This window comes from Sphingomonas sp. G-3-2-10, from assembly GCF_012927115.1.
Taxonomy (GTDB): Bacteria; Pseudomonadota; Alphaproteobacteria; order Sphingomonadales; family Sphingomonadaceae; genus Sphingomonas.
The window spans coordinates 450,263-475,238 of record NZ_JABBFY010000002.1; the positions used below are offsets into that span (position 1 = coordinate 450,263).

General features: G+C 65.9%; 21 protein-coding genes. 7 read left to right on the forward strand and 14 right to left on the reverse strand.

The annotated features are described in order from the left end of the window. Positions 1 to 10: 10 nt before the first annotated feature. From ccoS to ccoN, 8 genes are read right to left on the reverse strand one after another with little or no spacing between them, the layout of a single operon-like run. The gene (gene ccoS / locus HHL13_RS18760; RefSeq protein WP_169557457.1) at positions 11 to 154 is read right to left on the reverse strand and encodes a cbb3-type cytochrome oxidase assembly protein CcoS; all 144 of its coding nucleotides are present in this window, start codon (positions 152 to 154) and stop codon (positions 11 to 13) included. After that, the gene (locus HHL13_RS18765; RefSeq protein ID WP_169557458.1) at positions 151 to 2,262 is read right to left on the reverse strand and encodes a heavy metal translocating P-type ATPase; all 2,112 of its coding nucleotides are present in this window, start codon (positions 2,260 to 2,262) and stop codon (positions 151 to 153) included. Before HHL13_RS18765 ends, ccoS begins: the two co-directional genes overlap by 4 nt. Continuing rightward, positions 2,259 to 2,717, reverse strand: coding sequence for a FixH family protein (locus HHL13_RS18770; protein WP_169557459.1), 459 nt, complete (start codon positions 2,715 to 2,717; stop codon positions 2,259 to 2,261). Before HHL13_RS18770 ends, HHL13_RS18765 begins: the two co-directional genes overlap by 4 nt. Beyond that, positions 2,714 to 4,177 carry a cytochrome c oxidase accessory protein CcoG gene (gene ccoG, locus HHL13_RS18775; RefSeq protein WP_169557460.1) on the reverse strand — a complete coding sequence of 488 codons (1,464 nt, stop codon included), beginning with the start codon at positions 4,175 to 4,177 and terminating at the stop codon, positions 2,714 to 2,716. The genes HHL13_RS18770 and ccoG overlap by 4 nt, the downstream gene beginning before the upstream one ends. Continuing rightward, positions 4,161 to 5,090: a cytochrome-c oxidase, cbb3-type subunit III gene (gene ccoP / locus HHL13_RS18780; protein ID WP_169557461.1), complete on the reverse strand. Its 930-nt coding sequence runs from the start codon at positions 5,088 to 5,090 to the stop codon at positions 4,161 to 4,163. The genes ccoG and ccoP overlap by 17 nt, the downstream gene beginning before the upstream one ends. Then, positions 5,083 to 5,247, reverse strand: a complete 165-nt coding sequence (locus HHL13_RS18785; RefSeq protein ID WP_169557462.1) for a cbb3-type cytochrome c oxidase subunit 3 — start codon at positions 5,245 to 5,247, stop codon at positions 5,083 to 5,085. The genes ccoP and HHL13_RS18785 overlap by 8 nt, the downstream gene beginning before the upstream one ends. Beyond that, on the reverse strand, positions 5,244 to 5,978 hold the full coding sequence (ccoO, locus tag HHL13_RS18790; protein WP_169557463.1) for a cytochrome-c oxidase, cbb3-type subunit II: 735 nt from the start codon (positions 5,976 to 5,978) through the stop codon (positions 5,244 to 5,246). Before ccoO ends, HHL13_RS18785 begins: the two co-directional genes overlap by 4 nt. A gap of 11 nt (positions 5,979 to 5,989) precedes the next feature. Next, positions 5,990 to 7,639: a cytochrome-c oxidase, cbb3-type subunit I gene (gene ccoN, locus HHL13_RS18795; protein ID WP_169557464.1), complete on the reverse strand. Its 1,650-nt coding sequence runs from the start codon at positions 7,637 to 7,639 to the stop codon at positions 5,990 to 5,992. 146 nt (positions 7,640 to 7,785) lie between these two features. Between ccoN and HHL13_RS18800 the strand changes: the two genes are divergently transcribed. The 3 genes from HHL13_RS18800 to HHL13_RS18810 all read left to right on the forward strand — a co-directional run bounded on the left by HHL13_RS18800 (position 7,786) and on the right by HHL13_RS18810 (position 9,976). Next, complete coding sequence (locus tag HHL13_RS18800; RefSeq protein WP_169557465.1) at positions 7,786 to 8,493, forward strand: Crp/Fnr family transcriptional regulator; 708 nt, start codon at positions 7,786 to 7,788, stop codon at positions 8,491 to 8,493. A gap of 92 nt (positions 8,494 to 8,585) precedes the next feature. Beyond that, positions 8,586 to 9,386, forward strand: coding sequence for a universal stress protein (locus HHL13_RS18805; protein ID WP_169557466.1), 801 nt, complete (start codon positions 8,586 to 8,588; stop codon positions 9,384 to 9,386). Positions 9,387 to 9,391: 5 nt separating this feature from the next. Further along, positions 9,392 to 9,976, forward strand: a complete 585-nt coding sequence (locus tag HHL13_RS18810) for an NAD(P)H-dependent oxidoreductase (RefSeq protein ID WP_169557467.1) — start codon at positions 9,392 to 9,394, stop codon at positions 9,974 to 9,976. On the opposite strand, the gene HHL13_RS18815 is transcribed toward HHL13_RS18810, so the two are convergent. Beyond that, positions 9,977 to 10,774, reverse strand: coding sequence for a glycoside hydrolase family 16 protein (locus HHL13_RS18815; RefSeq protein ID WP_169557468.1), 798 nt, complete (start codon positions 10,772 to 10,774; stop codon positions 9,977 to 9,979). Next, entirely contained in the window at positions 10,774 to 13,347 is a 2,574-nt protein-coding gene (locus HHL13_RS18820) for a family 20 glycosylhydrolase (RefSeq protein WP_240953898.1), read from the reverse strand. The genes HHL13_RS18815 and HHL13_RS18820 overlap by 1 nt, the downstream gene beginning before the upstream one ends. Before the next feature lie 157 nt (positions 13,348 to 13,504). Between HHL13_RS18820 and HHL13_RS18825 the strand changes: the two genes are divergently transcribed. Next, positions 13,505 to 14,506 carry a glycosyl hydrolase family 18 protein gene (locus HHL13_RS18825; protein WP_169557469.1) on the forward strand — a complete coding sequence of 334 codons (1,002 nt, stop codon included), beginning with the start codon at positions 13,505 to 13,507 and terminating at the stop codon, positions 14,504 to 14,506. 51 nt (positions 14,507 to 14,557) lie between these two features. Continuing rightward, positions 14,558 to 15,298: a GntR family transcriptional regulator gene (locus tag HHL13_RS18830; protein WP_169557470.1), complete on the forward strand. Its 741-nt coding sequence runs from the start codon at positions 14,558 to 14,560 to the stop codon at positions 15,296 to 15,298. A 3-nt stretch (positions 15,299 to 15,301) separates the two neighbouring features. Here the strand turns inward: HHL13_RS18830 and HHL13_RS18835 are convergent, their stop codons facing one another. From HHL13_RS18835 to HHL13_RS18850, 4 genes are all read right to left on the reverse strand, one after another. Then, entirely contained in the window at positions 15,302 to 16,789 is a 1,488-nt protein-coding gene (locus HHL13_RS18835; RefSeq protein ID WP_169557471.1) for a tryptophan halogenase family protein, read from the reverse strand. After that, positions 16,786 to 18,246, reverse strand: coding sequence for a tryptophan 7-halogenase (locus HHL13_RS18840; protein WP_169557472.1), 1,461 nt, complete (start codon positions 18,244 to 18,246; stop codon positions 16,786 to 16,788). The genes HHL13_RS18835 and HHL13_RS18840 overlap by 4 nt, the downstream gene beginning before the upstream one ends. Next, positions 18,243 to 19,748 (reverse strand): tryptophan halogenase family protein, encoded by a 1,506-nt coding sequence (locus tag HHL13_RS18845; protein ID WP_169557473.1) that lies wholly within the window; start codon positions 19,746 to 19,748, stop codon positions 18,243 to 18,245. The genes HHL13_RS18840 and HHL13_RS18845 overlap by 4 nt, the downstream gene beginning before the upstream one ends. A gap of 62 nt (positions 19,749 to 19,810) precedes the next feature. Continuing rightward, complete coding sequence (locus HHL13_RS18850; protein ID WP_169557474.1) at positions 19,811 to 23,047, reverse strand: TonB-dependent receptor; 3,237 nt, start codon at positions 23,045 to 23,047, stop codon at positions 19,811 to 19,813. A 154-nt stretch (positions 23,048 to 23,201) separates the two neighbouring features. Here HHL13_RS18850 and HHL13_RS18855 point away from each other — a divergent pair, with 154 nt between their 5' ends. Both HHL13_RS18855 and HHL13_RS18860 read left to right on the forward strand, forming a co-directional pair. Next, the gene (locus HHL13_RS18855; protein ID WP_206377127.1) at positions 23,202 to 24,308 is read left to right on the forward strand and encodes a heparan-alpha-glucosaminide N-acetyltransferase domain-containing protein; all 1,107 of its coding nucleotides are present in this window, start codon (positions 23,202 to 23,204) and stop codon (positions 24,306 to 24,308) included. 10 nt (positions 24,309 to 24,318) lie between these two features. After that, a complete protein-coding gene (locus HHL13_RS18860) occupies positions 24,319 to 24,849 on the forward strand; it encodes a carbohydrate binding domain-containing protein (RefSeq protein ID WP_169557475.1) in 531 nt (176 codons plus the stop codon). Positions 24,850 to 24,976: the final 127 nt, after the last annotated feature.

Genomic DNA, 24,976 nt, shown 5'->3' on the forward strand with positions numbered 1-24,976 from the left:
GGCCCCTTTTCTATTCCTCTTCGTCGATCAGGATACGCAGCGCAGCCCCGTCGAGATCCTCGAACTGGCCGCTGCGCGCCGACCAGAAGAAGGCGGCAAGGCCGATCAGTCCCAGCAGCAGCGCGATCGGGATGAGAACGCCGACGCCGTTCATCGCGCCGCCCTCCGCAGCCGCAGCGCGTTCGCCACCACAATCAGCGACGATCCCGACATGGCCAGCGCGGCGATCAGCGGCGTGACCAGCCCGGCGATGGCGAGCGGCACCGCGAAGACATTGTAGCCGATGGCGATCACGAAATTCTGGCGCACGACCGCCATCGTCCGCCGCGCGGCGGATACGGCGACGGGCACGGGCGCCAGCTTGTCGCCGAAGAAAACGAGATCGGCGGCGAGCTGGCCGACATCCGACGCCGTGGCGGGCGCCATCGAGACATAGGCGGCCTTGAGCGCCGGACCGTCGTTGAGGCCGTCGCCGAGCATCAGCACACGATGCCCCGCCGCCTGAAGCCGCTCGATCGTGGCATGTTTGCCTGCGGGCGATACGCGGGCCGCGCCGAAGATACCGAGCGCACGCGAGACCTGGCGAACGACTTCGTACGAGTCCCCGGAGACGAGCATCGGATCGAGACCCTGTTCGCGCAGCCGCGCCACCGCTGCCGGGGCATCGGGCCGCAAGCCATCGACGAAGGAGATGCGGAAGTCCGGCCCGGCTTCGACCGCGAAGGTACAGCCGACCCTGTCCCCGGCCGCGCTTTCACCCTGCCGCGCCCAATCGTCGCGGCCCAGCCGGATCTCGCGCCCCGCCCAGCGTCCTTCGACGCCGAGACCGGGAAACTCGGCCAGATCGAATACCGCAGCGGCGGTCAGACCATCGCTCTGAAGCCGCCGCGCGATGGCGACCGACAACGGATGGCGGCTCGCGCCGGCCAGCGCCAGCAGCGCCGAAGCGAGGCCGGGATCGTCGGGCAGGCCGGAAACCGAGGTGAGGCTGCCCAGCGTCACCGTGCCGGTCTTGTCGAGCAACGCCTTGTCCGCCTCGGCCAGCCGCTCGAGCGCAGAGCCGTCCTTGATCAGCACCCCGGCGCGCATCAGCGCACCTGCCGCGACCACCTGCGAGATCGGCACCGCCAGCCCCAGCGCGCAGGGGCAGGTGATAATGAGCACAGCGACCGCGATCATCACCGACTGGTGCAGCCCCGCACCCGCGACATACCAGCCGAGAAAGCTGAGCGCAGCGAGGCTGTGGACTGCGGGCGCGTAAAGCCGCGAGGCGCGGTCGGCGATGCGGACATAGCGCGACTTGGACTGGCCCGCCGTCTCCATCAGCCGGGCAATGTCGGCGATGACCGTATCCGGCCCGGCCGCGGTGGCGCGCACGGTGAGCGGCGCGGTGAGGTTGACCGTCCCCGCCAGCACATTGCCGCCCGCCGCCACCGCTTCGGGCGCACTCTCGCCGGTTACCAGCGAGCGATCGACATCGCTCGCGCCCTGCTCGATCAGTCCGTCCACCCCGATCCGCTCGCCCGCCGCGACGAGGATGCGCATCCCCGGCTCGACTTCGGCGGCGGCAACCGGGCGCGTCGAACCGTCGGGCATCACTACCGTCACGCTGTCGGGCACGTGGCGCAGCAATGCCGCAACGCCATCCTGCGCCCGCGCGCGCATCACGCTGTCGAGGAAGCGCCCCGCCAGCAGGAAGAAGATCAGCATGATCGCGCCGTCGAAATACGCGTGCGCACCGCCGGTCGCGGTTTCGTACAGGCTCATCAGCGTGGTCAGCACGACGCCGATCGAGATCGGCACGTCCATATTGGTTCGCCCCTGCCGCAACGCGCCCCATGCGCTCTGGAAGAAGGTCCGGCCCGAATAGGCGATGGCGGGAATCGCGATCAGCGCGGAGAGCCAGTGGAACAGTTCGCGCGTCGCACCTTCCGCTCCGGACCAGACCGACACCGACAACAGCATGACGTTCATCGCCGCGAACCCGGCGACGGCCAGCGCGAGCATCAGCGCCTTGCTTTCGCCCTTCGCGGCGGAGGGTGCGTCCAGGGCGAAGGGGTGCGCCTCGAACCCCAGCCCGCGCATCGTCGCGCACAGATCGGCATCGCCGATCCGGGCGTCATGCTCGACAGTCACGCGCCGCGTCGTGAAATTGACGCGCGCCGAGGCGACCCCCGCAGTTCCCGCGAGACCTGTCTCCAGCTTGGCGATGCAACTGGCGCAGCGTAGCCCCTCGACCGCGAATTCGGAGCGGGCGCTCACCGCCGCACATCCTGTTCGAACCGCGCTTCGCGGCCCTGCGCGCGGACGTCGATCCGCAGCTGCCAGCGCCCGGCGGCCAGCGCCTCGGCCGAGCCGTACCGACCGTCGCCCATATCCCGCAGCGCGAAGCTGCGCGCGGACAGGCGGCCGACCGGATGCGTCGCGGTAGCCATCACCGTCGCGCCCCGGATCGCGCCTTCATTGTCGGCGAGCACCACCGTCACCCGGCCCGCATCGTCCACCGCCGGCGTCGCGCGCCAGCCCAGCGCATCCTGCGCCCGCGCGTCTGCCAGCCAGCCGTTGAAACGCTGGCTGGCGACATAGCTGTTCTCGACCACTACGCCGCCGAATGTCCGCGAGGCCTGCGTCGCCATGTAGAAATTCACCGCGATCACCACCGCGAAGAAGCTCACCATGATCCCGGCCATGTGCCAGCCGGTGAAACGTCGAGTCATTGTCCTGCCTCCGGACGTTCGAAGTAACTTTCGCCCGCCGCGGTGGCGCCATCGCCATCGAGCGCGCGGACGGTGAAGCGGATCGGCTGGCGGGCGTCGCCGGCGGCGGGCGCGGCGACGAACAATTGCGCCTTGGCGACCTGATCGGCATCGACCCGCATCCTCACCGTGCGGCCCGCGCTCTCGCGGGTGCCAGCTTCGTTCCAGATCACGCCGGGCGCGCCGTCGATGGCGATTTCGACCTCGCGCGGCCGCGCCTCCATGTTGCGGACCTTGACCGTATAGCTGTTGCGGACGCTGCCGTCGGACAGGCGAACCCAGACAGGATTGCGGCTCTGCTGGACGCTCAGGTCGATCCGCGCGCGGTTGCCCAGCGCGAACAGCATGGCGAGGCCGATCGCCGCCCAAACCGCGAAATAGAGGATGGTGCGCGGGCGCAGCAGGCGGCGGACCGGCGACAGCGCAGGCTGTCCGCTGCGCGCCAGCTTCTCGTCGGCATCGGTGGTATAGCCGATCAGCCGGATCGGGCGGCCGACCTTCTCCATCATCTGGTCGCAGGCATCGATGCACAGCGCACAGGTGATGCAGCCGATCTGCGGTCCTTCGCGAATGTCGATCCCGGTGGGGCACACCGCGACGCAGGCGTTGCAATCGATGCAGTCGCCCGCCGGAACCAGCGCCGCTTCGCCTTCGACGGCGCGCTTCAGCCCCCGCGAACGCGGCTCGCCGCGCCATGCCTTATAGGTGACGACCAGCGACTTCTCGTCGAGCATCGCCCCCTGAATGCGCGGCCAGGGGCACATATACACACACACCTGCTCGCGCATGAACCCGCCAAGGATGAATGTCGTCGCGGTCAGCACGGCGATGGTGCCATAGGCGACGAATGGGGCGGTCCCGTCGAACAGCGATCGGGCGAGCGCCGGGGCATCGGCGAAGTAGAAGATCCACGCGCCGCCGGTCAGCACCGAGATCAGCAGCCAGACCGACCATTTCGCCCCGCGCTTCGCGATCTTCGCGGGGCCCCAGGGCGCGTTCTGCAATCGGACCTGCGCGTTGCGGTCGCCTTCGATCGCGCGCTCAACGTGCAGGAACAGGTCGGTCCACACCGTCTGCGGGCAGGCATAGCCGCACCATGCCCGGCCCACCGCCGACGTGACGAGGAACAGCCCGATCCCGGCCATGATCAGCAGGCCGGCGACATAATAGAATTCGTGCGGCCAGATCTCGATCGAGAACATGTAGAAACGGCGATTGGCGAGATCGACCAGCACCGCCTGATCGGGCGCCCATGCGCCGCGATCCCAGCGCAGCCAAGGCGTGACGTAGTAGATCGTCAGCGTGACGATCATGATCGCCCATTTCAGGCGGCGGAACGTCCCGTCGATCTTGCGCGGGAAGATCTTCCGCCGCGCCTCGAACAGCCGCGCCGGGCTGTCGGGGTCATTTTGGCTGGCCATTGCCCGGCGCCGGAGAGGGAGTGGGGGTGGGCGCGGGCGTCGCTTCGCCCCCGCCGAGCGAGTGGACATAGACGGCCAGCATCCGGATCGTCGCCGGATCGAGGCGCCCGACCCATGCCGGCATGATCCCATAGCGCGCATTGGTCACGGTGCGCGTGATCGCATCGCGATCGCCGCCATAGAGCCAGATCGGATCGGTCAGGCTGGGCGCGCCGAAGCTGCGATTGCCCTGTCCGCCGTCGCCGTGACACGCAGCGCAATTGGCCGAGAACAGCGCGACTCCGCGGCGCGAGGCGGCGCTCGGCCGCTCCTGTCCGGAAATCACCCGCACGTGCGACACCACATCGTCGATGTTTGCGGCGGTCAGGATCCCGTCCTTGCCGAAGGCGGGCATCATCGACATGCGCGTGCCGTCGTCGCCGGGCTGGCGGATGCCGTGCTGGATGGTGCGCTCGATCGTCGCGACGTCGCCGCCCCACAGCCAGTCGTCGTCGTTGAGGTTGGGATAGCCCGAGCTGCCCGCCGCGCCCGAACCGTGGCACTGGACGCAATGCATCTTGAACGCCGAACGCCCGCCTTCCTCGGCGACGCGCAGCAGGCGCGGGTTGGACAAGATTTTCTCCGCCGGTGTCCGCGCGATCTCGGCCAGCACGCCGGCGCTGCGCGTACGCTCGCGCGCCATCTCGGCTTCCAGCTCGCCTTCGCTGGTCCAGCCGAGCACACCCGCGGTCGCGCGCTCCATCAGCGGCCATGCCGGATAGGCGATGCAATAGCCGATCGCGAACACGATCGAGGCGTAGAAGGTCCACAGCCACCAGCGCGGCATCGGCGTATCGAGTTCCTCGATCCCGTCCCATTCATGGCCCACGAAGCGCGTGCCCGTCGCTTCGTCGATGCGCTTGTCGTCAGCCATCGTTGCGGTTCCCGTCTTCGAAGATGCTGTGCGCGGCGCGGCGATGATCGCGGCGCGCATTGGGGCGGAAGGTCCAGCCGACGAAGCTGAGGAACATCACGGTCATGATGACCAGTCCCCAGCTGTCGGCGAAGTGGCGCAGCACGTCGTAGTTCACTTCGCCTGCTCCTGTGCCTTGACCTTCTCGAAATCGACTTGAGTACCGAGACCCTGGAGATAGGCGATCAGCGCATCCATCTCGGTCAGGCGCGAAGGATCGCCGTCGAAATCGCGCGACTGGGCCTTGGGATAGCGCCGGGCGAGATCGGCCTGATCGCCATCGCCCTGGCCGGCCTGAGTGAGCAGATCGGCATCGGCCTTGGCGATGTCCTCGTCGGTATAGGGCACGCCCACCGCGCGCTGGGTCCGCAGATGCTTGCCCGCATCGGGCATTTCGAGCTTGCGTTCGGACAGGAAGGCGTAGCCGGGCATGATCGATTCCGGCACCACGGCGCGCGGATCCTTCAGATGCTGCGAATGCCATTCGTCCGAATAGCGGCCGCCGACGCGCGCCAGATCGGGTCCGGTGCGCTTCGACCCCCATTGGAACGGGTGATCGAACATGCTCTCGGCGGCGAGGCTGTAGTGACCGTAGCGCTCCACTTCGTCGCGGAACGGGCGGATCATCTGGCTGTGGCAGCCATAGCAGCCTTCGCGGATATAGATATTGCGCCCGGCCAGCTCGAGCGGGGTGTAGGGCCGGACGCCCTCGACCCGCTTCACCGTGGAATCGATCCAGAAGAGCGGCGCGATCTCGACGATGCCGCCGATCGCCACGGTGACCAGCGCGAGCACCCCGAGCAGGGTGACGTTGCGCTCGATCTTCTTGTGACCGCTGAGAAAACCCATTTCCTGCGTCCTTACTTGGCGGTTTCGAGGGCGGGGGCGAGCGGATGGTCGCGCGCGGCGTCGAAGACGGGCGCGCTCATCGGCGCTTCGTCCCGCAGCTTGCCGCGGATCGTCATCCAGATGTTCCAGGCCATGAAGATCGCGCCGAGGAAGTAGAGCAGCCCCCCCGCGGTGCGGATCAGGTAATAGGGGTGCATCGCCGCGACGACTTCGCTGAAGGCATAGACCAGGTAGCCATCGGCGCCGTACTCACGCCACATCAGGCCCTGCATGATGCCCGCGACCCACATGGCGGCGGCGTAGAGGACGATCCCCAGCGTCGCGCACCAGAAGTGCCAGTTGACCATCCGCAGCGAATAGAGCCGGGTGCGGCCCCACAGGCGCGGCGCGAGGAAGTAGATCGCGCCGAAGGTGATCATCCCGTTCCAGCCCAGCGCGCCACTATGGACGTGGCCGATCGTCCAGTCGGTGTAATGGCTGAGCGAGTTGACGCTCTTGATCGACATCATCGGGCCTTCGAAGGTGCTCATGCCGTAGAAGGCGAGCGCGAAGACCATCATGCGGATGATCGGATCGGTGCGGATCTTGTCCCATGCCCCGTTGAGGGTCATCAGGCCGTTGATCATCCCGCCCCAGCTCGGCATCCACAGCATGATCGAGAAGACCATGCCCAGCGTCTGCGCCCAGTCGGGCAGCGCGGTGTAGTGAAGATGGTGCGGACCCGCCCAGATGTAGAGGAAGATCAGCGACCAGAAGTGGATGATCGACAAGCGATAGCTGTAGATCGGCCGCTCGGCCTGCTTGGGCACGAAATAGTACATCATGCCGAGAAAGCCCGCGGTCAGGAAGAAGCCGACTGCGTTGTGGCCGTACCACCACTGGGTCAGCGCATCCTGCACCCCGGCAAAGGCCGAATAGGATTTGGACCCGACCAGCGACACCGGCAGCGACAGATTGTTCACCAGATGGAGCATCGCCACGGTGATGATGAAGCCGAGGTAGAACCAGTTGGCGACGTAGATATGCGGTTCGGACCGCTTCACGATCGTGCCGCCGAAGACGACTAGATAGGCGACCCAGACGATGGTCAGCCAGATGTCGACATACCATTCGGGCTCGGCATATTCGCGGCCTTCAGTGATGCCCATGACATAGCCGGTCGCGGCCAGCACGATGAAGAGCTGGTATCCCCAGAAGACGAAGCGGGCGAGGCCGGGTGCGAACAGGCGGGCGCGGCAGGTGCGCTGCACCACGTAGAAGCTCGTCGCGATCAGTGCGTTACCGCCGAACGCGAAGATCACCGCCGAAGTGTGCAGCGGCCGCAGCCGCCCGAAGGTGGTGAATTCCGAACTGAGGTTCAGCGCCGGGAAGGCGAGCTGCGACGCGATCACGATCCCGACCAGGAACCCGATGATCGCCCAGAAGACCGTGGCGATCACGCCCCAGCGGATCACTTCGTCATAATAGCGCCCCGCCAGCGATGCGTTCGATGGCTCGGGCTTGCCGATCTGGTTCATCGATACGAAAGCGGCGATGGTCGCCGCCGCGCCGAAGATCATCAGATGGACGCTGAAGCCCCAGTCCACCCCCGCTGCCGCGCCCATGAAGCACGCTGCCGCCACGATCGCCAGCAGGACCGCCCTTGTTACGATGTCGTCCATGTTCCGCCTCGTCGAAATACGGGGGCGGATTGGACGCGAGCGGAATGCGTTTCTTTGATCGCGGTCAAATCGCGATTTTCGTCCCCTCCGTAGTGATCCGCGTGGCGATGCCGCGAAGGGCGCGCCGTGACGGAAGGATTTCGGGAATGACGTGCGAAACGGTGGACATGCAGGCGATGCCCGAACGCTGCGCCGATTGCGAAGTGCGCCGCGTCGCGCTGTGCGGTCAGGTCGACAACGACGTGCTGCGCAAGCTCAACGCGATGTCACACACCGAAAGGCTGCGCGCCGGCAGCTCGCTGCTGTGGGAAAGCGAAGCCGCCGATGTGGTCGGCATCGTCCGTACCGGCCTGCTCAAGCTGACCGCCTCGCTGGAGGATGGTCGCGAGCAGACGCTGGGCCTCGCTTTCCCCGGCGATTTCGTCGGCCGTCCCTTCGCATCCGAAGTCGAGCACAGCGTCACGGCGATCGCCGACAGCACCGTCTGCACCTTCAGCCGCGCCCGGTTCGAAGCGCTGGCCAGCGAACAGCCCAATCTCCAGCAGGCGCTGCTCACCCGTATCTTCAAGGATCTCGACCGTGCCCGGCGCTGGATGCTGCTGCTTGGCCGCAAGTCCGCCGACGAGCGCGTCGCCAGCCTGCTGCTCGAAACCGCGCAGGCCAATGGCGCGGGGCCGGGCGAACGCGTGCCGCTGCCCCTGTCGCGCCAGCAGATGGCCGATGTACTGGGCCTGACCATCGAGACCGTCAGCCGCAAGATGCACCTCTTCGCGCGCAGCGGCGTGATCGGCCTGCCGAGCCTGCGCAGCTTCACCGTCGAGCGGCCGGGCGAGCTGACTCGCCTCGCCGCCTGAGCCGGGGCGGTTTGACGGCGATCAAGGCGCACACGTCCGGGAGGGGAGATTTTCCGTCATCCGCACCGGCCAATGCCCCGATGGAGGTTGCCATGAAGAATGTCCTCGTACTGATCCACGACGACGCCGGTCAGGAAGCCCGGCTGCAGGCCGCGCTCGACCTGACTCGCGCGCTGGGCGGCCATCTGCGCTGCGTCGACGTGAACCCGATCACGACGCTGGCCGACGACATGATGTTCATGGGCGCCGCCGCCATCCTCGCTGAAGTGCGCGCCGACGAGCGCGAGAATGGCGCGCGCGTCCGGGAACGTGTCGAGCGCGAGGACGTGCCGTTCGACTGGATCGATGTCGCCACCAGCCTCGATTCGGCGCTGCGCGACGCGGCGTTCATGGCCGATCTGGTCGTGCTCAATCGCAGCCTCGACGACGTGTTCGATCCGGGGATGCGCCACCTGATCCGCGACATCATCGTCCAGAGCGGCAAGCCGGTGTTCGCCGTGCCGCAGGATGGGCGGGGAGTCGACCTGCCGGGCCATGCGATCGTCGCGTGGGACGGATCGCCCGAAGCCGAAGCCGCGCTGCGCAACGCCGTGCCGCTGCTGAACGGCGCGAGCCGGGTGACCCTGCTCGAAGTCCGCGACCGCGCGGAGGGCGATTCGGCGACCGAAGCGGCGACCTACCTCTCGCGCCACGGCATCCATGCAACCGTCCGTTCGGTCGATTCGCGCGGCGCGCCGGTCGCCGACGTGCTGCTGGCCGAGACGCGCTTCCTCGGCGCGAGCTATATGGTGATGGGCGGGTTCGGGCGCGGCCGCCTGCTCGAGGAGCTGTTCGGCGGCGTGACGCGGAGCATGCTGGAACGGTCGGGCGTCCCGCTGTTCCTGGTGCATTGATCCGCATGACCGCCCGCAATGTCCTGATCGTCGACGCGCATCCGGATCCCTGTCCGGAGCGGTTCGTCCATGCACTGGCGGACAGCTATGCCGCGGGCGTGCGCGACGCGGGCGGCGACGTGCGGCGGATCGATCTGGCCGGGCTGAAATTCGACCTGCTCGACAGCCGCAGCCAGTGGGAGGAGGAAACGCCTTCGCCCGAGATCGCCGCTGCCCAGCAGGACATATTGTGGGCCGGCCATATCGTCTTCCTCTACCCGCTCTGGCTCGGCGACATGCCCGCCCTGCTCAAGGGGTTCCTCGAACAAGTCGCCCGGCCGGGCTTCGCGCTCGGCACCGGGGCGATGCCGGCGGCATTGCTCAAGGGAAAATCGGCGCGCATCGTCGTGACGATGGGGATGCCGGCTTTGTTCTACCGCTTCTTCTACCGCGCCCACAGCCTCAAGAGCTTCGAGCGCAACATCCTCAAATTCGTGGGGATCAAGCCGGTGACGCATTCGATCGTCGGCAATGTCGAGGGCGAGCCCGAGCATCGCCAGCGCTGGCTGGCGCGGATGGGAGAACTCGCCGCGGAGGATGTGCGCGGCTGATCAGCGCTTCAGCTGATAGACCCGGACATGCTCGATCTCGAAGCGGATCGGGAAGATCGCATCGTCGACATCGCCGCCCATCGCGCCGCCGATCGCGAGGTTCAGCAGCAGATATTGCGGCTTGTCGAACGGCCATTGCGCGGCGCCGCTCTTCTCGTTGACGTAGCGGTGATACGGCTTGCCATCGACCGCGAAGCTGATCGCGTCGGGCGTCCACAGCATCTGGTAATCGTGGAACGCCTCGCACGCGTCGGGCACCCTGATCTGCCCGCCCTTGCCGAAGGTGCCGGCAGTCGACCGGTTGTGGATCGTGCCGAACACGTCGCCCGGCGTCTTGCCCACATGCTCCATGATGTCGATCTCGCCGCCATCGGGCCAGCCCGCCGTCGCGCCGAGCATCCAGATCGCGGGCCACGACCCCTTGCCGCAGGGCAGCCTGGCGCGGACTTCGAACAGGCCATAGGTCCATTCGGCCTTGCCCTTCGAGATCAGCCGCGCCGAGCTGTAGCGCTGCCCGCCATGATCGGCGCGGTCGGAAAGCATTTCCTTGCGCGCTTCGATGATCAGCCGCCCGCCTTCGATCCGCGCATTCTCAGCACGGTCTGCCGAGTAATATTGCAGCTCTTTATTGTACCAGCCGGTCTTGTTGGCATGGGTATCGAACACCCAGTGCGCCGGATCGGGTGCGCCATCCTTGTCGAACTCATCGGCCCAGACGAGTTCATAGCCTGGCTTGTCCTGCGCCACCGCCGGGGTGGCGAGGACCAGGGTCAGCGCGGCGGCAACGAATCCCCGCATCAGCGAACCGTCACGATGCGGCTGGCGCGCTTGCCGTCGGCCGAGCGGGTCCGCAGGTCCACCGGACCCTTGACTGCGACCGGCTTCGCATAGGGCTTCCACGCGCCCTTGCCGGTGCGATATTCGATCCGCATCCCCGGATATTCGCTGTTGGCTTCGAGCTTGCCGCCGACGATCCGCGCACCCGGAGGGGTGATGCGATAGGCGACGCCGATCCGGTCGAGCAGCGCGAACTGATTCGGCATCCGCCCGGCGAAACCGCGCCAGTCGGCGAGGATCGCGGCGCGATCGACCCGCGCATCGCCATAGGCATAACTGGCGCCGGGCACATAGGCCGGCTCCCATGCCGGGCGGCGCCACGCACGCTCGGCAAAGGCGATCAGGCGCGGGAAGAATTGATAGTCCACGCCCGCATCGGTGCGCGTCGTCTCGCTCCACAGCTGCGCCTGCAGCCCCTTGATCCCCAGGCCCTGCTGGCGCGGCGTCTTGTCTTCGATCGTCTGCGGCCGCGAATAGGTGTCGCGGATCAGCGCGCCGTTGGCGGGCAGATTGTCGGTCATGAAGCCGAAGACCTGCAACGTATCGACGCTGCGCGACGCCCAGTCGTAACCGCCTTCCTGGCCGTGAGGCACATAGGGCATGTCGAGATAGCCGATATCGGGGACCGAAAGCACCACGTCCCAGCCATGATTGGCCTGGACATGCGCTTCAGTGATGCCGCCGGTGAAGAGCGTCGCCCAGATATTGGTCTGAACCGACTGGGGCATGTTTTTCGGATCGGTATGACCCATGCCGTCGCTCCAGCCGGCGACTTTCAGCCCCTTGGCTTCCAGATCCTTCGAAACGCGCTCGATGAAATAGGCGCCCAGCCCCTTCGCATCGCGGCCGGTCTTGGCCATCAGCCCCTTGCACGCCGGGCTTTCGCCCCATGCGCCGGCGGTCTCGTCCGCGCCGATATGGAAGGTCTGGAGTGGCGCGCCGGCTGCCTTGTGGAGGGCAGCGATCTCGCCGACCGACGTGTCGAGGAAGCGATAGGTCTGGTCGATACAGACGTTCAGCGTGTTGTCGTCGTAATTCTGGATGCTGCGATATTTGGTCGTGTCCGCCGGTTCGACGAGGCGATATTCCTCGGCCCCGGCCAGATTGCCCGCTGCCTTCAGCCGGTTGTAGCGCACTTCCATCGACTTGATCGCCGCGCGCGAATGGCCCGGCATGTCGAGCGAGGGGATCACTTCGATCCCGCGCGCGGTGGCCGCCTTGAGGATCTCGATATAATCGGCCTGGGTCAGATAGCCGTTGACCCCGCCGGTGCCTTCCGGCCCGGCGCCGAGCTGGGGCAACAGGCAGACCTGCTCCGACGGATCGTGGCAGCGCTTCGATCCCACTTCGGTCAGTTCGGGCAGCGCCTTGATTTCCAGCCGCCAGCCTTCGTCGTCGGCGAGGTGGAGGTGCAGCTTGTTGAACTTGTACGCCGCCATCGCTTCGATCAGCTTGAGCACTTCCTCCTTGCTGTGGAAGTTGCGCGCCAGATCGATGTGCAGCCCGCGGAACGGGTAGCGCGGCGCGTCGCTCACCGACAGCGGACGCAACAGGCCCTTGTCGAATGCGATCTGCTGGGCGAGCGAGCGCAGGCCATGGTTCGCGCCCGCCGCATCGGCCGCGACGATCACGATGCCCCCGGCGCCCGAATTGATGCGATAGCCTTCGGCCGCGATACCGGCATCGGCGTCGATGCTGATCTCGAGCGGAATGCCCCCGTTCAGCGGCACGCCGAGGCCGTTCAACGACATGTCGATCCGGTCGCGCGTGACGCCTTCCAGCATCACCGCCACGCCCTTGCGAAGATCGAGCGGCTTGCCCGGCAGCAGCTTCGCGTCGAGCGGTGTCGGCAGGATCGCGATATCGGGCGAGACCGCAGCGCCGCGCTCGGCGAACGCGGCATAGGCCCGCTCGGGCGTCTGCCACACCGTCTTGTCCTCGCCGCCGCGCGAAGCGAGCTTCGCTTCATCGGTCAGCGGCGTGACGAACGGCAGCGTCTCGAACCCGGTCTCGCGATCATGTCCCGGCCGGGTCGCTTCGATCACGCGCGCGGTGACGCCTTTCGCCACCAGATAGATGTTGGGCATGGCGAAGGCAGCGGAATGGTGCGCGCCCTGCCCCCACAGCTTCACGACATAGGTCTTGCCGGCCTCGATCGCCGCCCCGGGCTTGAGCGTCAGCCGGTTGAGGTCGCCATTGACCAGATTGTTCTGGAACACGTCGCTTTCGACCACCGGCAGGCGGTTCACGAAGCTGAAGTAGATCGCGAAATCGCTGGCATTGAGGTTCGCGGGCAGCCGCGCGGGCATGGTGAAGCTGATCGTGCTGAGGAAACAGCCATCGGCGCCGGTCGGGCATTTCTCGGGATGATTGTCGACCACCTCGTACCGCACGCCCATCTCGCGGGCGAGCGCATCGTAGTCAGCCTGCGCGGACACCGTCGCGGCCGGATCGCTGGTCATCGCCGGGAGTGCGGCGGGCAGCAGGGCGGCGGCGAACAGCAGCGCGAGGCGCCGGCTCCGGGTCAGAGGCATGGTTCACGTCTCCCTTGCGCGATTTGGACTTTAGTTGATACTATTGTTGTCATGACAAATCGGACGGGTCAAGCGGTGCTCCGATGCCGCCACATCCGCCAATGAGAGAGGCAGAACCTGCATGATACGTCAGATCGCGCTCCGGATTGGTATCTTTTTGGTCCTATCTCTCGGCACTTCGCTTCCGGCCCATGCGACGAGCAAGCCGGTGATGGTCGGCTATTTCCCCGCGTTCAAGGGGCTGGCGCGGATCGCGACCACGCCGATCGATCACTACACCCATATCAACCTCGCCTTCGCCAATCCCGACGCTAACGGCCTGCTGGCCCGCGATGGCGCGATGACCTGCATGTCCGGCGGCGCGGCGGGCAACGTCAGCCTTACCGAACTGCGCGACGCGGTGGCGAAGCTGCGCCGCAAGGGTGCGAAGGTGCTGCTTTCGGTCGCGGGCGGCGTCATCCCGGGCTGCTCGGGCGACTGGTCAGCCTTGCTCCGCCCGGACAAGCGCGAGACGGTGAAGCGCGAATTGCTGGCAATCGTCGATGCAGCAGGACTCGAAGGGATCGATATCGATATCGAAGGCGCATTGCTGACCGCGATCGACCGCGAGGGCAACTACACCCCCTTCATCGCGATGCTCTCGGCCGATCTGAAGGCGAAGGGCAAGCTGCTGACGGTCGCCACCGCTTCCTACGAGGGCGGGATGATCCCCCGATCCTCGGTCCGCTATTTCGATCTGGTCATGCCGATGTCGTACGACGCGATCGGGCCGAGCTGGGGTCAGGCGGGCAGCGAACATTCGACCGAGGCGCAGGCGGCGCGAGACATCGCCCTGTGGCTCGACCGGGGCGTGCCGCGCGAGCGGCTGGTGCTCGGCGTGCCCTTTTACGGCTACGGCTTCGGCAAATATGCGCCGGGCTATGATTTCCGCACCTTGCTCGCCACCTTCGGCAAGGCGGTGCTGAACGCGGATCTGATCGGAAACGCCTGTGCGGGGTGCGATTACGTCACCTTCAACGCGCCCGAAACGCTGCGCCGCAAGTCCGCATTGGCCAAGGCACGTGCAGGCGGTGTAATGGTATGGGAAATGACGCAGGATACCGATGACCAGCAGCTGGGCAGCGTGATATCCGGGGTCTTGTACGCGTCATCGAATTGACTAGCTCCGGCGGGTAGAACACCATCGGACGCAAACGGGGAACAAGCGACTGTGTCATTGATCGAGAGCGTCGGGCGTCTGCAGAAGGACGATCCCACACCGCTCTACCTCCAGCTGCAGAAAGGCCTGCGAAACGCGATCGAAAATCGCGTGGTCCAGGCCGACGCCGCCATCCCCACGGAGCGCGAACTCTCAGAAGAATTCGATATCTCGCGCATCACCGTCCGCAAGGCCGTCGACGGGCTGGTCAGCGAAGGCTTGCTGTCGCGCCGGCGGGGTGCGGGAACCTTCGTGACGGCGCCGCGCGTCGAGAAGAATTTCTCGCGGCTGACCTCCTTCTCAGAAGACATGGTATCGCGCGGAAGGCGTCCGCACAGCGCATGGGTCAGCAAGACCGAAGGCGCGGTCACGCCGGAGGAAGCAATGTCGCTCGGCGTGTCGCCGGGCACGTCGGTCTATCGGTTCCACCGCATCCGCTTTGCCGACGATCTGCCGATGGCGCTCGAATTCTCGACCGTGCCGGGATATTGCCTCGCCTCGGTCGATGCGGTCGGCGCGTCGTTGTACGAGGCGCTGGATCAGGCGGGCCATCTGCCGGTGCGTGCCTTGCAGCGGCTGCGCGCGGTGAACTTCACCGCCGAGCAGGCAGAGCCGCTGGGCGTGGCCGCGGGCGACGCCGGATTGTTTATAGAGCGCCGCGGCTTTCTGGTGGACGGCCGCACCGCCGAATTCACCCAGAGCTACTATCGCGGCGACGCGTACGATCTGGTGGCGGAACTCAACAGCCGCTGATCGTCACGCCCCATGCCGCGCGAGAAAGGCTTCGTGCGGCGGCAGATCGGACAGGCCCTCGGCATTGCGCTGGCACAGCAAGGCGAGCCGGCGGTCGAGCTCCGCACGCGGAAGCGCATCGGCGATCGGGTGATAGTCGCCCGGGCGCACCCCCTGCCCCCACAGGATCGCGAACCAGTTGGTCGGGCCGAACAGCTCGGTCGGCTCGTTGAGGATGTTGCCGCTGGTGCGGAACGCCTCGATCCGCGCGGCGAGACTGTCCGGCAGCGGCGCTTCCCGCACTTCGCGCCAGAAGGGCGTATCGACGCCGGAGGACACGGCATAATGCGCCAGCACGAAATCGCGCAGCAGCGCATATTCATGGACCGTATCGGCGTTGAACCGGTCGACCACGGCAGGATCGATCCCGTTGCGGGGCAACAGGCCGAGCAAGCGGATGATGCCAGTCTGGATCAGATGGATCGACGTCGATTCGAGCGGCTCGAGGAAACCGCTCGCCAGCCCCAGCGCGACGACGTTGCCGTTCCAGCATTTGCGACGATGCCCGGCGGTGAAGCGCAGGCGATTGGCGTCGGCAAGCTGCGCGCCATCGAGCCGCGAGGCGAGCAGTTCGACCGCGCGGTCATCGTCGAGATGGCGGCTGCAATAGACATAGCCGTTGCCCGTGCGGTGCTGGAGCGGGATGCGCCATTGCCATCCGGCCTCGCGCGCGGTGGACCGGGTGTAAGGCATGACCGGGCCATCGACCCGCGCGCAGGGCATCGCGACCGCGCGATCGCAAGGAAGCCAGTGCGACCAGTCGACATAACCGGTCTTCAGCGTCTGCTCGATCAGCAGCCCGCGAAAGCCCGAGCAATCGACGAAGAAATCGCCTTCGACCTGCTCGCCGGATCGCAGCGTGACGCCGGTGACATGGCCGGTCTCGCCATGCTGCGCGACATCGACGATCTCGCCTTCGACGCGGACGACACCGCGTCCCTCGGCTTCGCCGCGCAGGAAACGGGCATACAGGCCGGCGTCGAAGTGGAAGGCATGGTTGACCGGACCATGCCGCATGTCGCGCGCGAAACGCCCGGTCGCCGCAGCCTGTGCTTCGAGATTGTAGTGCCAAGGATCGGCATCACCCCCAGCGGCCAGATTGCGGAGCCAATAGTGGTGAAAGCTCACTCCGCTCATATCGATGCCGAAATAGCCGAACGGGTGGAAGTAACGCTGTCCGGCGCCGCCCCAGTCGGCAAACTCGATGCCCAGCTTGATCGTGCCCTTCGTGGCACGGAGGAAGGCATCCTCGTCGATCTGGAGCAGACGGTTGAACTCGCGGATCGACGGCACCGTCGCTTCGCCCACGCCGACGATGCCGATCGCATCGGATTCGATCAGCGTGATGCGATGCCCGGCGGACCCGAGCACCTTGCTGAGCGCCGCTGCGCACATCCAGCCGGCGGTGCCGCCGCCGACGATCACGATATTGTGGATCGGCTTGCCGCTCATCGCGCAGTCGCCCGGGCAAGCGCCGCCTCATGCGTTTCCATCGCAGTCACGTCGCCGCGGATTCCGGCGAGCTGTTCGCGGAAATCGGCCATCACCAGTTGATCGTCGACCCGATCGACCTGCGGATCCCATGCACGGGGGACGAGACCGAGGCCGAGGAAGCAGGCCTGCCATTCCTCTTCGGCGAAACTGTCCTGATTATATTGTGCGACCATGCCGCGCGCGCCGAACAGGCTGATCCGCGCATCGAGCGCATCCGAAACCGGCCGAACCCGCGCCGCATCCCAGAAGGTTTCGCCTGTGCGGCGGTTGAGCCTGTAAAAGGCCGAGTCGAAATCGCGCAGCCGCGCATGCCATTCGGCCAGTTCCTCATTGTAGATCCCCGCCTCGGGCATCGCATCGGCCCGGACTGGGAACAGCGAAACGAGATGGGTGACCGCGATCTGAATGCGGTGGAGCCAGCTTGCGGAAAGCGGCTCGGCTTGCCCCGCCGCTTCGCCGATCGCGACGACATTGCCGATCCAGGGGCGCGCGTGCTGGAACGGAGCGAGCCGCACGATCTCCGGTGCCTCTTCCAGCGGCACCGGCGCAAGCGACGCGGCTTCGGCATCGCCGATTACCGCATCGTCATAGGCGATCGCGATTCCCGTGCGATCCTGCAGCGGATAAAGCGCCGACCAGCCTGCGCGGTGTGCGGCGACGCGGCTGTAGAGCGGCAGCGGACGCAGCGGTCGCGCCGATCCCAGTAGCAGGCGGTTGCAACTCGAGACGGCGGCATCCTCGGGCGCACCGTCGCCCAGCGCCGAGCGGATCGTCGCCCCCGGCGTCGCGTCCACAAACAGGTCCGCCCTGATCTCGCGGCCGTCCGACAGGCGCAGCACGGTGACGCGCCCTGCCTCGGCGATCGCGACCGGTGCGGCGTCGGCAGTCACCGTCACGCCGTGGATCGGCGCGAGCTTGCGCATCGCCGCGGCATAGCTGCGCGCGTCGAAATGATAGCCTTGCGCGGTCGCCGCCAGCCCGTTCGCATCGGCGATGCGCAGGCGACCGTTGCGCGCCGCGACCGCTTCGCGCGCGAAATCGGAGAAACCGGCCGGCAGTCCGGCGGCGCGCGCCTTGAGCCAGAATTGCATGAAGGGCAGCCCGGCGATCGGGCGCCCCGTCGGGCCGAAGCTGTGGAGGAACTCGCCCTCGCCGTCCGCGAAGCCGACATATTGCCGGCCGAGCGAGAAGACGCCGCGCGTCGAGCGCAGCAGCGCGCCGGGATCCACGCCGAGCAGCCGGTGGAACGACTGGAGATTGGGAAGGCCCGCCAGCACGTGGTGCGGCGATATCGCGCCTGGCGTCTCGATCCATTCGACGTCGAGGTCCGCGCGTCCGAATGCCCGGCGCAGCGCAATCGCGGCCATCGCAGGCGCTTCGCCATGCCCGATCACGACGACGCGACGCAGCGTCATGCGCTTCCTCCGGCCGGACAGAAACGGGCGATCGTGTCAGCATGTTTGGGCATGCCCACCGCAGTCTCGGCGATCAGCGAACGCAGCTTCGCCAGCCGTTCCGAAAGCGCCGCTTCGGGCATCAGATCGGCCATTGCATCCTGCGCGACCGGCTCGATGCCCTGACCGATGAATACCGCCTGCCAGCTCGCGGGCCCGAACAGCCCGTCGCGATATTCGCGGATATGGCCGCGATGGCGAAAGCGCTCGATCTTGTCCGTCAGGCTGTCCGGAATCGCCATCGCGCGGACGTAGCGCCAGATTTCGGCATCGTCGCGCTCGGTGGCGCGATAATGAAGGATCAGGAAATCGCGGATGCGGTCATACTCCACATCCATCACGCGATTATATTCGCGGGCCAGCGCGGGATCGATTTCCGGATCGCCAGGCATCAGCGTGAGCAGGAACGCGACGGCCATCTGCACCAGATAGATGCTGGTCGATTCCAGCGGCTCGAGGAAACCGCCCGCCAGACCCATCGCGATGACGTTGCGGTTCCACGCCTTGCGCCGCTTGCACGCCTTGAAGCGAAGCCCGCGCGGTTCGGCCTGGGCCGCACCGTCAAGCCGCGAGAGCAGCAGCGAAGCGGCTTCGTCGTCCGACAGGAAATGGCTGGCATAGACATAGCCGTTGCCGGTGCGATGCTGGAGCGGGATGCGCCATTGCCAGCCCGCCTCGCGCGCGGTCGAGCGAGTATAGGGCGTCAGTTCCCCCGCGGAATCGCACGGCACCGCCATCGCCCGATCGCAGGGCAGCCAGTGCGACCAGTCCTCGATCCCGGTCTCCAGCGTCTGCTCGATCAGCAGGCCGCGAAAGCCCGAGCAATCGATGAACAAATCCGCCGCGATCGCCTCGCCCGAGGCCAGCGTGACGCTGGCGATATCGCCGCGTTCGGGATGCTGCGCGACATCGACGATGCGCCCCTCGACTCGCTTGATTCCGCGCGCTTCGGACCAGCCGCGCAGATAGCGGGCATAGAGGAAGGCATCGAAATGATAGGCGTAGGAGAAAGCCGATTTGGGATCGGCGGCATCCTTTGCCGGAAAATCGAACCGGTTCTGCTGCGCGGCAACGATTGGCAGGCAATAGCCGGACAGCGGGCCGGCGGTTTCGCGGGCGCGGAGCCAGTAATGGAAGAATTCGGCTTCCCCGATCGGCCGTCCGAACGCGCCGAAGGGATGGATATAGCGGCTGCCGATGCTGCCCCAGTCGACGAACTCGATCCCCAGCTTGAAGCTGGCTTGCGTCGCGGCCATGAATTCAGGCTCGTCGATGCCGAGATAGTCGTTGAAATCCTTCATCTGCGGCAGCGTGGCTTCGCCCACGCCGACGGTTCCGATTTCGTCGGATTCGATCAAACGGACATCGTAGCGCGACAGATCGAGCTTGGCCGAGCACGCCGCGGCGCACATCCAGCCGGCGGTGCCCCCGCCCACAATTACGATCCGGAAAGGCACCGTCATCGCAGTACCCTAACAAAAGAAGCGCCGGGGGCCAGTGCGAATGGGCCCCCGGCTGAGGGGAGTTACATGGTGAAGCGGATACCCGCCTGAATGCGCCGGTCGTTCTTGAACCAGGCATTCGGCTTGGTCAGGCCGGTATTGTCGACCTGCTGGCGCAGCACCGTATCCGTCCCGAGCAAGTTGCTGCCCTGCACGATCAGCTCGAACCGGCGCGCGAAGCGCAGGCGGATCGACGCATCGAGATAGCCCGTCGCTTCCTGCCAGATCGGCAGACCGACGCAGCAATCGATCGCGGTCACGAGATATTCCGAGCGCCAGTTATAGGCGACGCGGAGCGAGACCGGACCCTTTTCGTACATGCCGACCAGATTGAAGCTGTGCTCCGATATGCCCTCGAGCGCATTGGCCTTCACCGCGGTGGTATCGTAGCTGACGCCGCCGCCGGCCGTGCCGCCTGCGGTCTCGTTGGTCAGGTTGACCGTCTCGATGCCGTTGTTCTTGACGTAGGTATAGTTGGCCTGGACGCCGAACCCGCTGAGCCAGCCGGGCAGGAAGTCGAAGAAGGTCTGGAACGCGACTTCGCCACCATAGATCGACGCGCCGTCGCCGTTCAGCGGCGCCGTGACCAGCACGTTCCGCGTCACGCCGTTGTTGACCAGCGTAGTGTTGTAGGTTCCGGCCTGGATGTAGTTGTTGAACTTCTTGTAGAAGCCGGTGGCAGTGAACGAGCTGGCGCGGCCGAAATAATATTCGAGCGTCACGTCGAACTGATCGGCCACGATGGGCTTCAGGCTCGGATTGCCCGACTGGGCGCGGTACCGCCAGTTGTACCCCACGATCGCACCCGCCGAATTCCGGATGCTGTCCGGGTTCGAAGGGTCGGTCAGGCTGGGCGAGAGCCGCGTGATCGTCATGTAGTTGCGCAGCAGGCCCACGTCAGGCCGCGAAATCGCCCGCGAATAGGCGACGCGCGTCACGAGCTTGTCGGTCCAGTCGAACTTCACGTTGAAGCTGGGCAGGAAGTGGACATGGTCCTGACGCGCAGTGTTCGGGACGTAACTGCCGTTGTTGAAGGCGATCTCCGCAGCCGTCGTCACGCAACCCGCGCTGGGAACAAGCGGCATCGACGGCGTCAGGGGCGTAGGATCACGAGGATCCGGGCTATAGTTGCAGATCAGCTGCGTCGGCGTGAAGGCCGTGGGATAGGTCAGCGCGCCCTGGGTCTCGTTGACCGTGAAGATCAAACGGCCGCCGATATTGCCGGACACCCCGACCCGGCCGATCCGCGCATCGGGCCCGCCGAACTTGAGCATCGCATAGCCCGCGGTGGTCATCTCGCTCAGGCGCAGGATTTCATTCGGCAGATAGCAACCGAATTCGCCCTTCACCGTCTCGCCGGCGCGATAGCCCGCGTTCGAGCAGACGCCGTAATAGTCGCCCACGCCGATGCTGGGACGGCCGAGCGCCTTTGCCAGCTGATCCCGGTTTTCCAGCATGTCCATGTTGAAGAACGGGAAGGTGCGGTGGTTCATCTGGTTACCGGCGAAGAAGTCCGACCCGAAGGTGAACTGCTCGTTCGAACCAGCGCCGTAGATCGGCTTGTCCATGTTGAAATAGGGTGCCTGGGTGTAGGTCCAGGTGTTCGAGATGTTCGCCCAGTTATACGCGCCCCAGCGCACCGTCTGGTCGCGATCGGCATAACGCGCGCCGAGCTTCAGCGAGTTGAGCCACGGCGTATCGAATTCATATTCGACGTCCGCGCGCAGGGCCAGCTCGTGGCCATCGCTGTCCTCGGTGTGATCGGTGATCGCGTAATAATGATAGTTGTTGGCGTTGCTGAGGCCGCCCGGCGACAGGTTGATATTGTCGGCGGCATTGGGCTCGAACGTCAGCGTCGGATACTTGCCCCGCATGTCGAGGAAGGTGTTCGTATAGCTGCGCGCGGTCGCCGAGGCGTTGTAGTTATGCACCGCGGAATCGACATATTGCGCGTCGAAATTCAGGTGGACGCGATCGGTCGGCGACCATTTGAAGTTGGCCGTGAAGTCCTGGGTGTACTGCTTGTTGCGCAGCGCGTTCGACGCGGTGTCGAGCTGCGCGCCGCGGCGCTGGTTGGCGCAGCCCTCCCACGAATAGCAACGGATATAGAAGGGCTGGCCCGCGGCGTTGAGGCCCAGACCATTTTCGTCGCCGGGGAAATCGCCGACATAGGGACGCATCGCCGACCACCAGCCGGACGTGAAGTTTCCGTCGCCGTCGAACGTGAAGGCAGGCTTGCCGAAGCCGGGCTGAACAAGGCTCGGGTCGGTGAACACGGTGTCAGTCGGGCGGCCGTAGATCTCGAGGCTGCCTGCGCCCGACGAATAGATCGAACGTTCGCGCCAGCTATTGTCGTACTGCGAGCGCGTATATTGCAGCGAGGCTTCCATCGAGCCGTCGTTCGAGCGCCACTGCAGCGCACCCGCGACGCCGATGCGCTTGCGGTCATAGATGTTGTCGCGCATCCACACGCCGCTGGGCATGTAGGACTTGGTGGGCCCGTAGGTGCCGGCGGCGAAGATCGCATAGCGATCGAGCTGGACGCCCTGGCTGCCGGTCTTCACCTGGCTGTAGGCGCCGTTGATCATCACGCCGAATTCGCCCGCGCCGGTCGACCAGCGCTTGGTGATCACGCCCGAGACTTCGGGAGTCGTTTCCTTCGCGATGTCGCCATAGTTGCCCATGACGCCGATCGAGATAACGTCCTTTGCCGAATCGAACGGCAGACGCGTGCGCAGATTGACCGTGCCGGCGATGCCGCCCTCGATCATGTCGGCAGTCTGGTTCTTGTAGGTGTCGACGCCCGACAGCAGTTCGGGCGAGATGTCCTGCCAGCTCAGGCCGCGCGAGCTGTTGGCCGAGAAGGTGTCGCGGCCGTTGAATTCCGAACGGACCTGCGGAAGGCCGCGAACGATGACGCCCGAAGGTTCGGCCGAGAAGTGGGACGTGTCGTCGGTGCCGGCAAAGCGGACCACGGTGACGCCCGGGACGCGCTGAAGCGCCTCGGCGACCGACTTGTCGGGGAAAGAGCCGATATCCTCGGCGCTGATCGAATCGACGACCGTATCGGCGTTGCGCTTGCGGTTCTGCGCCGAATCGAGATTCGCGCGCTGGCCCGTGACGATGATCGCGTCTTCTTCGGGCTCCTGCGCTTCCTGCGCCCAGGCGGGAGCGGCGGCGCCGGCGCAAAGCGCGGCAAATCCCACGGTCGCCAGCAGCTTCTTCGCGAAGATGGATGGAGTATGGCCGGTGCGTTTCATGTCCCAATTCCCCCTGTGTCGACAGCCGTTCCTGCTGCGTCGATAATACCAATTCTGGCGTTGGTGCAATACCAATAGACTACAAATTAGTTACAGAGTCCAGACGAAATGCGTTATACGCGTAACGAAGAGGACAAGCCGGGAGGTACATGGCGTGGCGGAAACTTCAGGGGGAAGGCTGGTATCGCTGGACGTGCTGCGCGGCCTGACGGTGGTGGGGATGATCCTCGTCAACTCGATGGCCGGAATGAAATATGGCGCGCAGGCGGAAGTCTATCCGCTGCTGCTCCATGCGCATTGGGACGGGCTGATGCTCGCCGATCTGGTCTTTCCCGGCTTCCTGATGATGGTCGGCGTCGCAATCCCGCTGGCCTTCGCCAAGGCTAGCGAAGGCGGGCACGGCGGCCCGATCGCCACACGCACCGCACGCCTGTTCCTTGTCGGATTCCTGCTCTCCAACATCTACTGGTTCGCCGACATGACCAGCGGCGACTGGCGGCTGTTCGGCGTGCTCCAGCGAATCGGGCTGGCCTATGGCGCCTGCGCCTTGCTGTTCCTCACCTTTGGCCCGCGCATCCGGCTGGGAATCATCGCCGCGATCCTGATCCTTTACTGGCCGCTGTCGCTGGCGCCCGCGCCCGACGGCCTTGCGACCGACATCTGGGTGCGCGGGCATAATTTCGTGGCATGGCTCGACCGCGCGCTGCTGGGCGAGCATCTCTATGTGAAGGGCCCCGAAGGCTATGATCCCGAGGGGATTTTGGGCACGCTGACCGCCATCGCACATGGCCTGATCGGCGTGGCGATCGGCGAATATCTGCTGAAGCGGCCGGCCAATTCGGTGCGAAACCTGGCGCTTGCGGGCGCGGCGATGCTGGCTGCGGGAATCGCCTGGGGCTTCATATTCCCGGTGATCAAGGACATCTGGTCGAGCAGCTTCGTGCTGGTCACCTGCGGCATCACCACGCTGGCGCTGGCGGGGCTTCACGCATGGCTGGACCGGCCGGGCGAACCCGGCGCCGCGACCCGAGCGTTCACGCTGTTCGGCAGCGCGTTCGGCATCAATGCGATCGCCGCCTATGTCGCCCACCAGCTCTCCGCAGGCTGGCCCACATGGCAGATCATGCTTGTGCCGTTCGAGTGGCTGCGCGGCTCGATCGGCGATGGCCTCGCGTCCTTCGTCCCGGTGCTGCTCTATATCGGGCTGCTCTGGACTTTCGTCGAATATCTCCGCCGCAAGCGGTGGATCGTGAAGATTTGAGGAGAGGAAGATGAAGCATATCCTGCTCGCCTTCGCGGCGATCATCGCACCCGTCGCGGCCGCGCCCGCCCTCTCGCAAAGCGGCGGCGACAAGATGCTCAACGAGCCCTCGATCAACTGGAGCGTCTATGGCCCCGGCCAGACGCACAAGGCGCGCAAGGACCCCGCCGTGCAGGGCGGCGGTGCGATGCGCGTCACCATCCCCGCCAGGCCGGCGAATATCTGGGACATCGGCGCGTCGACCACCATCACCAAACCGATCCGCAAGGGCGACAAGCTGATCTTCGCCTTCTGGGCGCGACTCGTCTCGGGGGGCACCGACGGCAAGAGCCTGCTCGCGGCAAACATCCAGCAGAACAGCGCGCCCTATACGGCGATCGTCAGCGGACAGGTGGAGATCGGCGGCGAATGGAAGCTGGTCCATGTGCGCGGGATCGCCAACGCGGATTACCCGGCGGGCACCGCCAACGCCGCGCTTTCGCTGGGCGCCGCCGCGCACACATTCGACCTCGGCCCCGCTTTCATCATGCTCGCGGATTGATAGCTCCAACCAGCAATACCAATAGTACCTTTAAAATACCTATTGTCTCCCGATGGCAGCCTCCATATAGCATTGGGGGAATATCGCGGTGGACAAGATCGCCGTTTCAAGGAGTTCCGGCGGACGT

Bases quoted from the DNA above. Each gene is read 5' to 3' on its own strand.
- HHL13_RS18820 (WP_240953898.1), bottom strand. From the start codon at position 13,347: ATGCCTCTGACCCGGAGCCGGCGCCTCGCGCTGCTGTTCGCCGCCGCC.
- HHL13_RS18800 (WP_169557465.1), top strand. From the start codon at position 7,786: ATGACGTGCGAAACGGTGGACATGCAGGCGATGCCCGAACGCTGCGCC.
- HHL13_RS18815 (WP_169557468.1), bottom strand. From the start codon at position 10,774: ATGCGGGGATTCGTTGCCGCCGCGCTGACCCTGGTCCTCGCCACCCCG.
- HHL13_RS18805 (WP_169557466.1), top strand. From the start codon at position 8,586: ATGAAGAATGTCCTCGTACTGATCCACGACGACGCCGGTCAGGAAGCC.
- HHL13_RS18835 (WP_169557471.1), bottom strand. From the start codon at position 16,789: ATGAGCGGCAAGCCGATCCACAATATCGTGATCGTCGGCGGCGGCACC.
- ccoG (WP_169557460.1), bottom strand. From the start codon at position 4,177: ATGGCCAGCCAAAATGACCCCGACAGCCCGGCGCGGCTGTTCGAGGCG.
- HHL13_RS18810 (WP_169557467.1), top strand. From the start codon at position 9,392: ATGACCGCCCGCAATGTCCTGATCGTCGACGCGCATCCGGATCCCTGT.
- ccoS (WP_169557457.1), bottom strand. From the start codon at position 154: ATGAACGGCGTCGGCGTTCTCATCCCGATCGCGCTGCTGCTGGGACTG.
- HHL13_RS18845 (WP_169557473.1), bottom strand. From the start codon at position 19,748: ATGACGGTGCCTTTCCGGATCGTAATTGTGGGCGGGGGCACCGCCGGC.
- ccoN (WP_169557464.1), bottom strand. From the start codon at position 7,639: ATGGACGACATCGTAACAAGGGCGGTCCTGCTGGCGATCGTGGCGGCA.
- HHL13_RS18770 (WP_169557459.1), bottom strand. From the start codon at position 2,717: ATGACTCGACGTTTCACCGGCTGGCACATGGCCGGGATCATGGTGAGC.
- HHL13_RS18860 (WP_169557475.1), top strand. From the start codon at position 24,319: ATGAAGCATATCCTGCTCGCCTTCGCGGCGATCATCGCACCCGTCGCG.
- ccoP (WP_169557461.1), bottom strand. From the start codon at position 5,090: ATGGCTGACGACAAGCGCATCGACGAAGCGACGGGCACGCGCTTCGTG.
- HHL13_RS18840 (WP_169557472.1), bottom strand. From the start codon at position 18,246: ATGACGCTGCGTCGCGTCGTCGTGATCGGGCATGGCGAAGCGCCTGCG.
- ccoO (WP_169557463.1), bottom strand. From the start codon at position 5,978: ATGGGTTTTCTCAGCGGTCACAAGAAGATCGAGCGCAACGTCACCCTG.
- HHL13_RS18850 (WP_169557474.1), bottom strand. From the start codon at position 23,047: ATGAAACGCACCGGCCATACTCCATCCATCTTCGCGAAGAAGCTGCTG.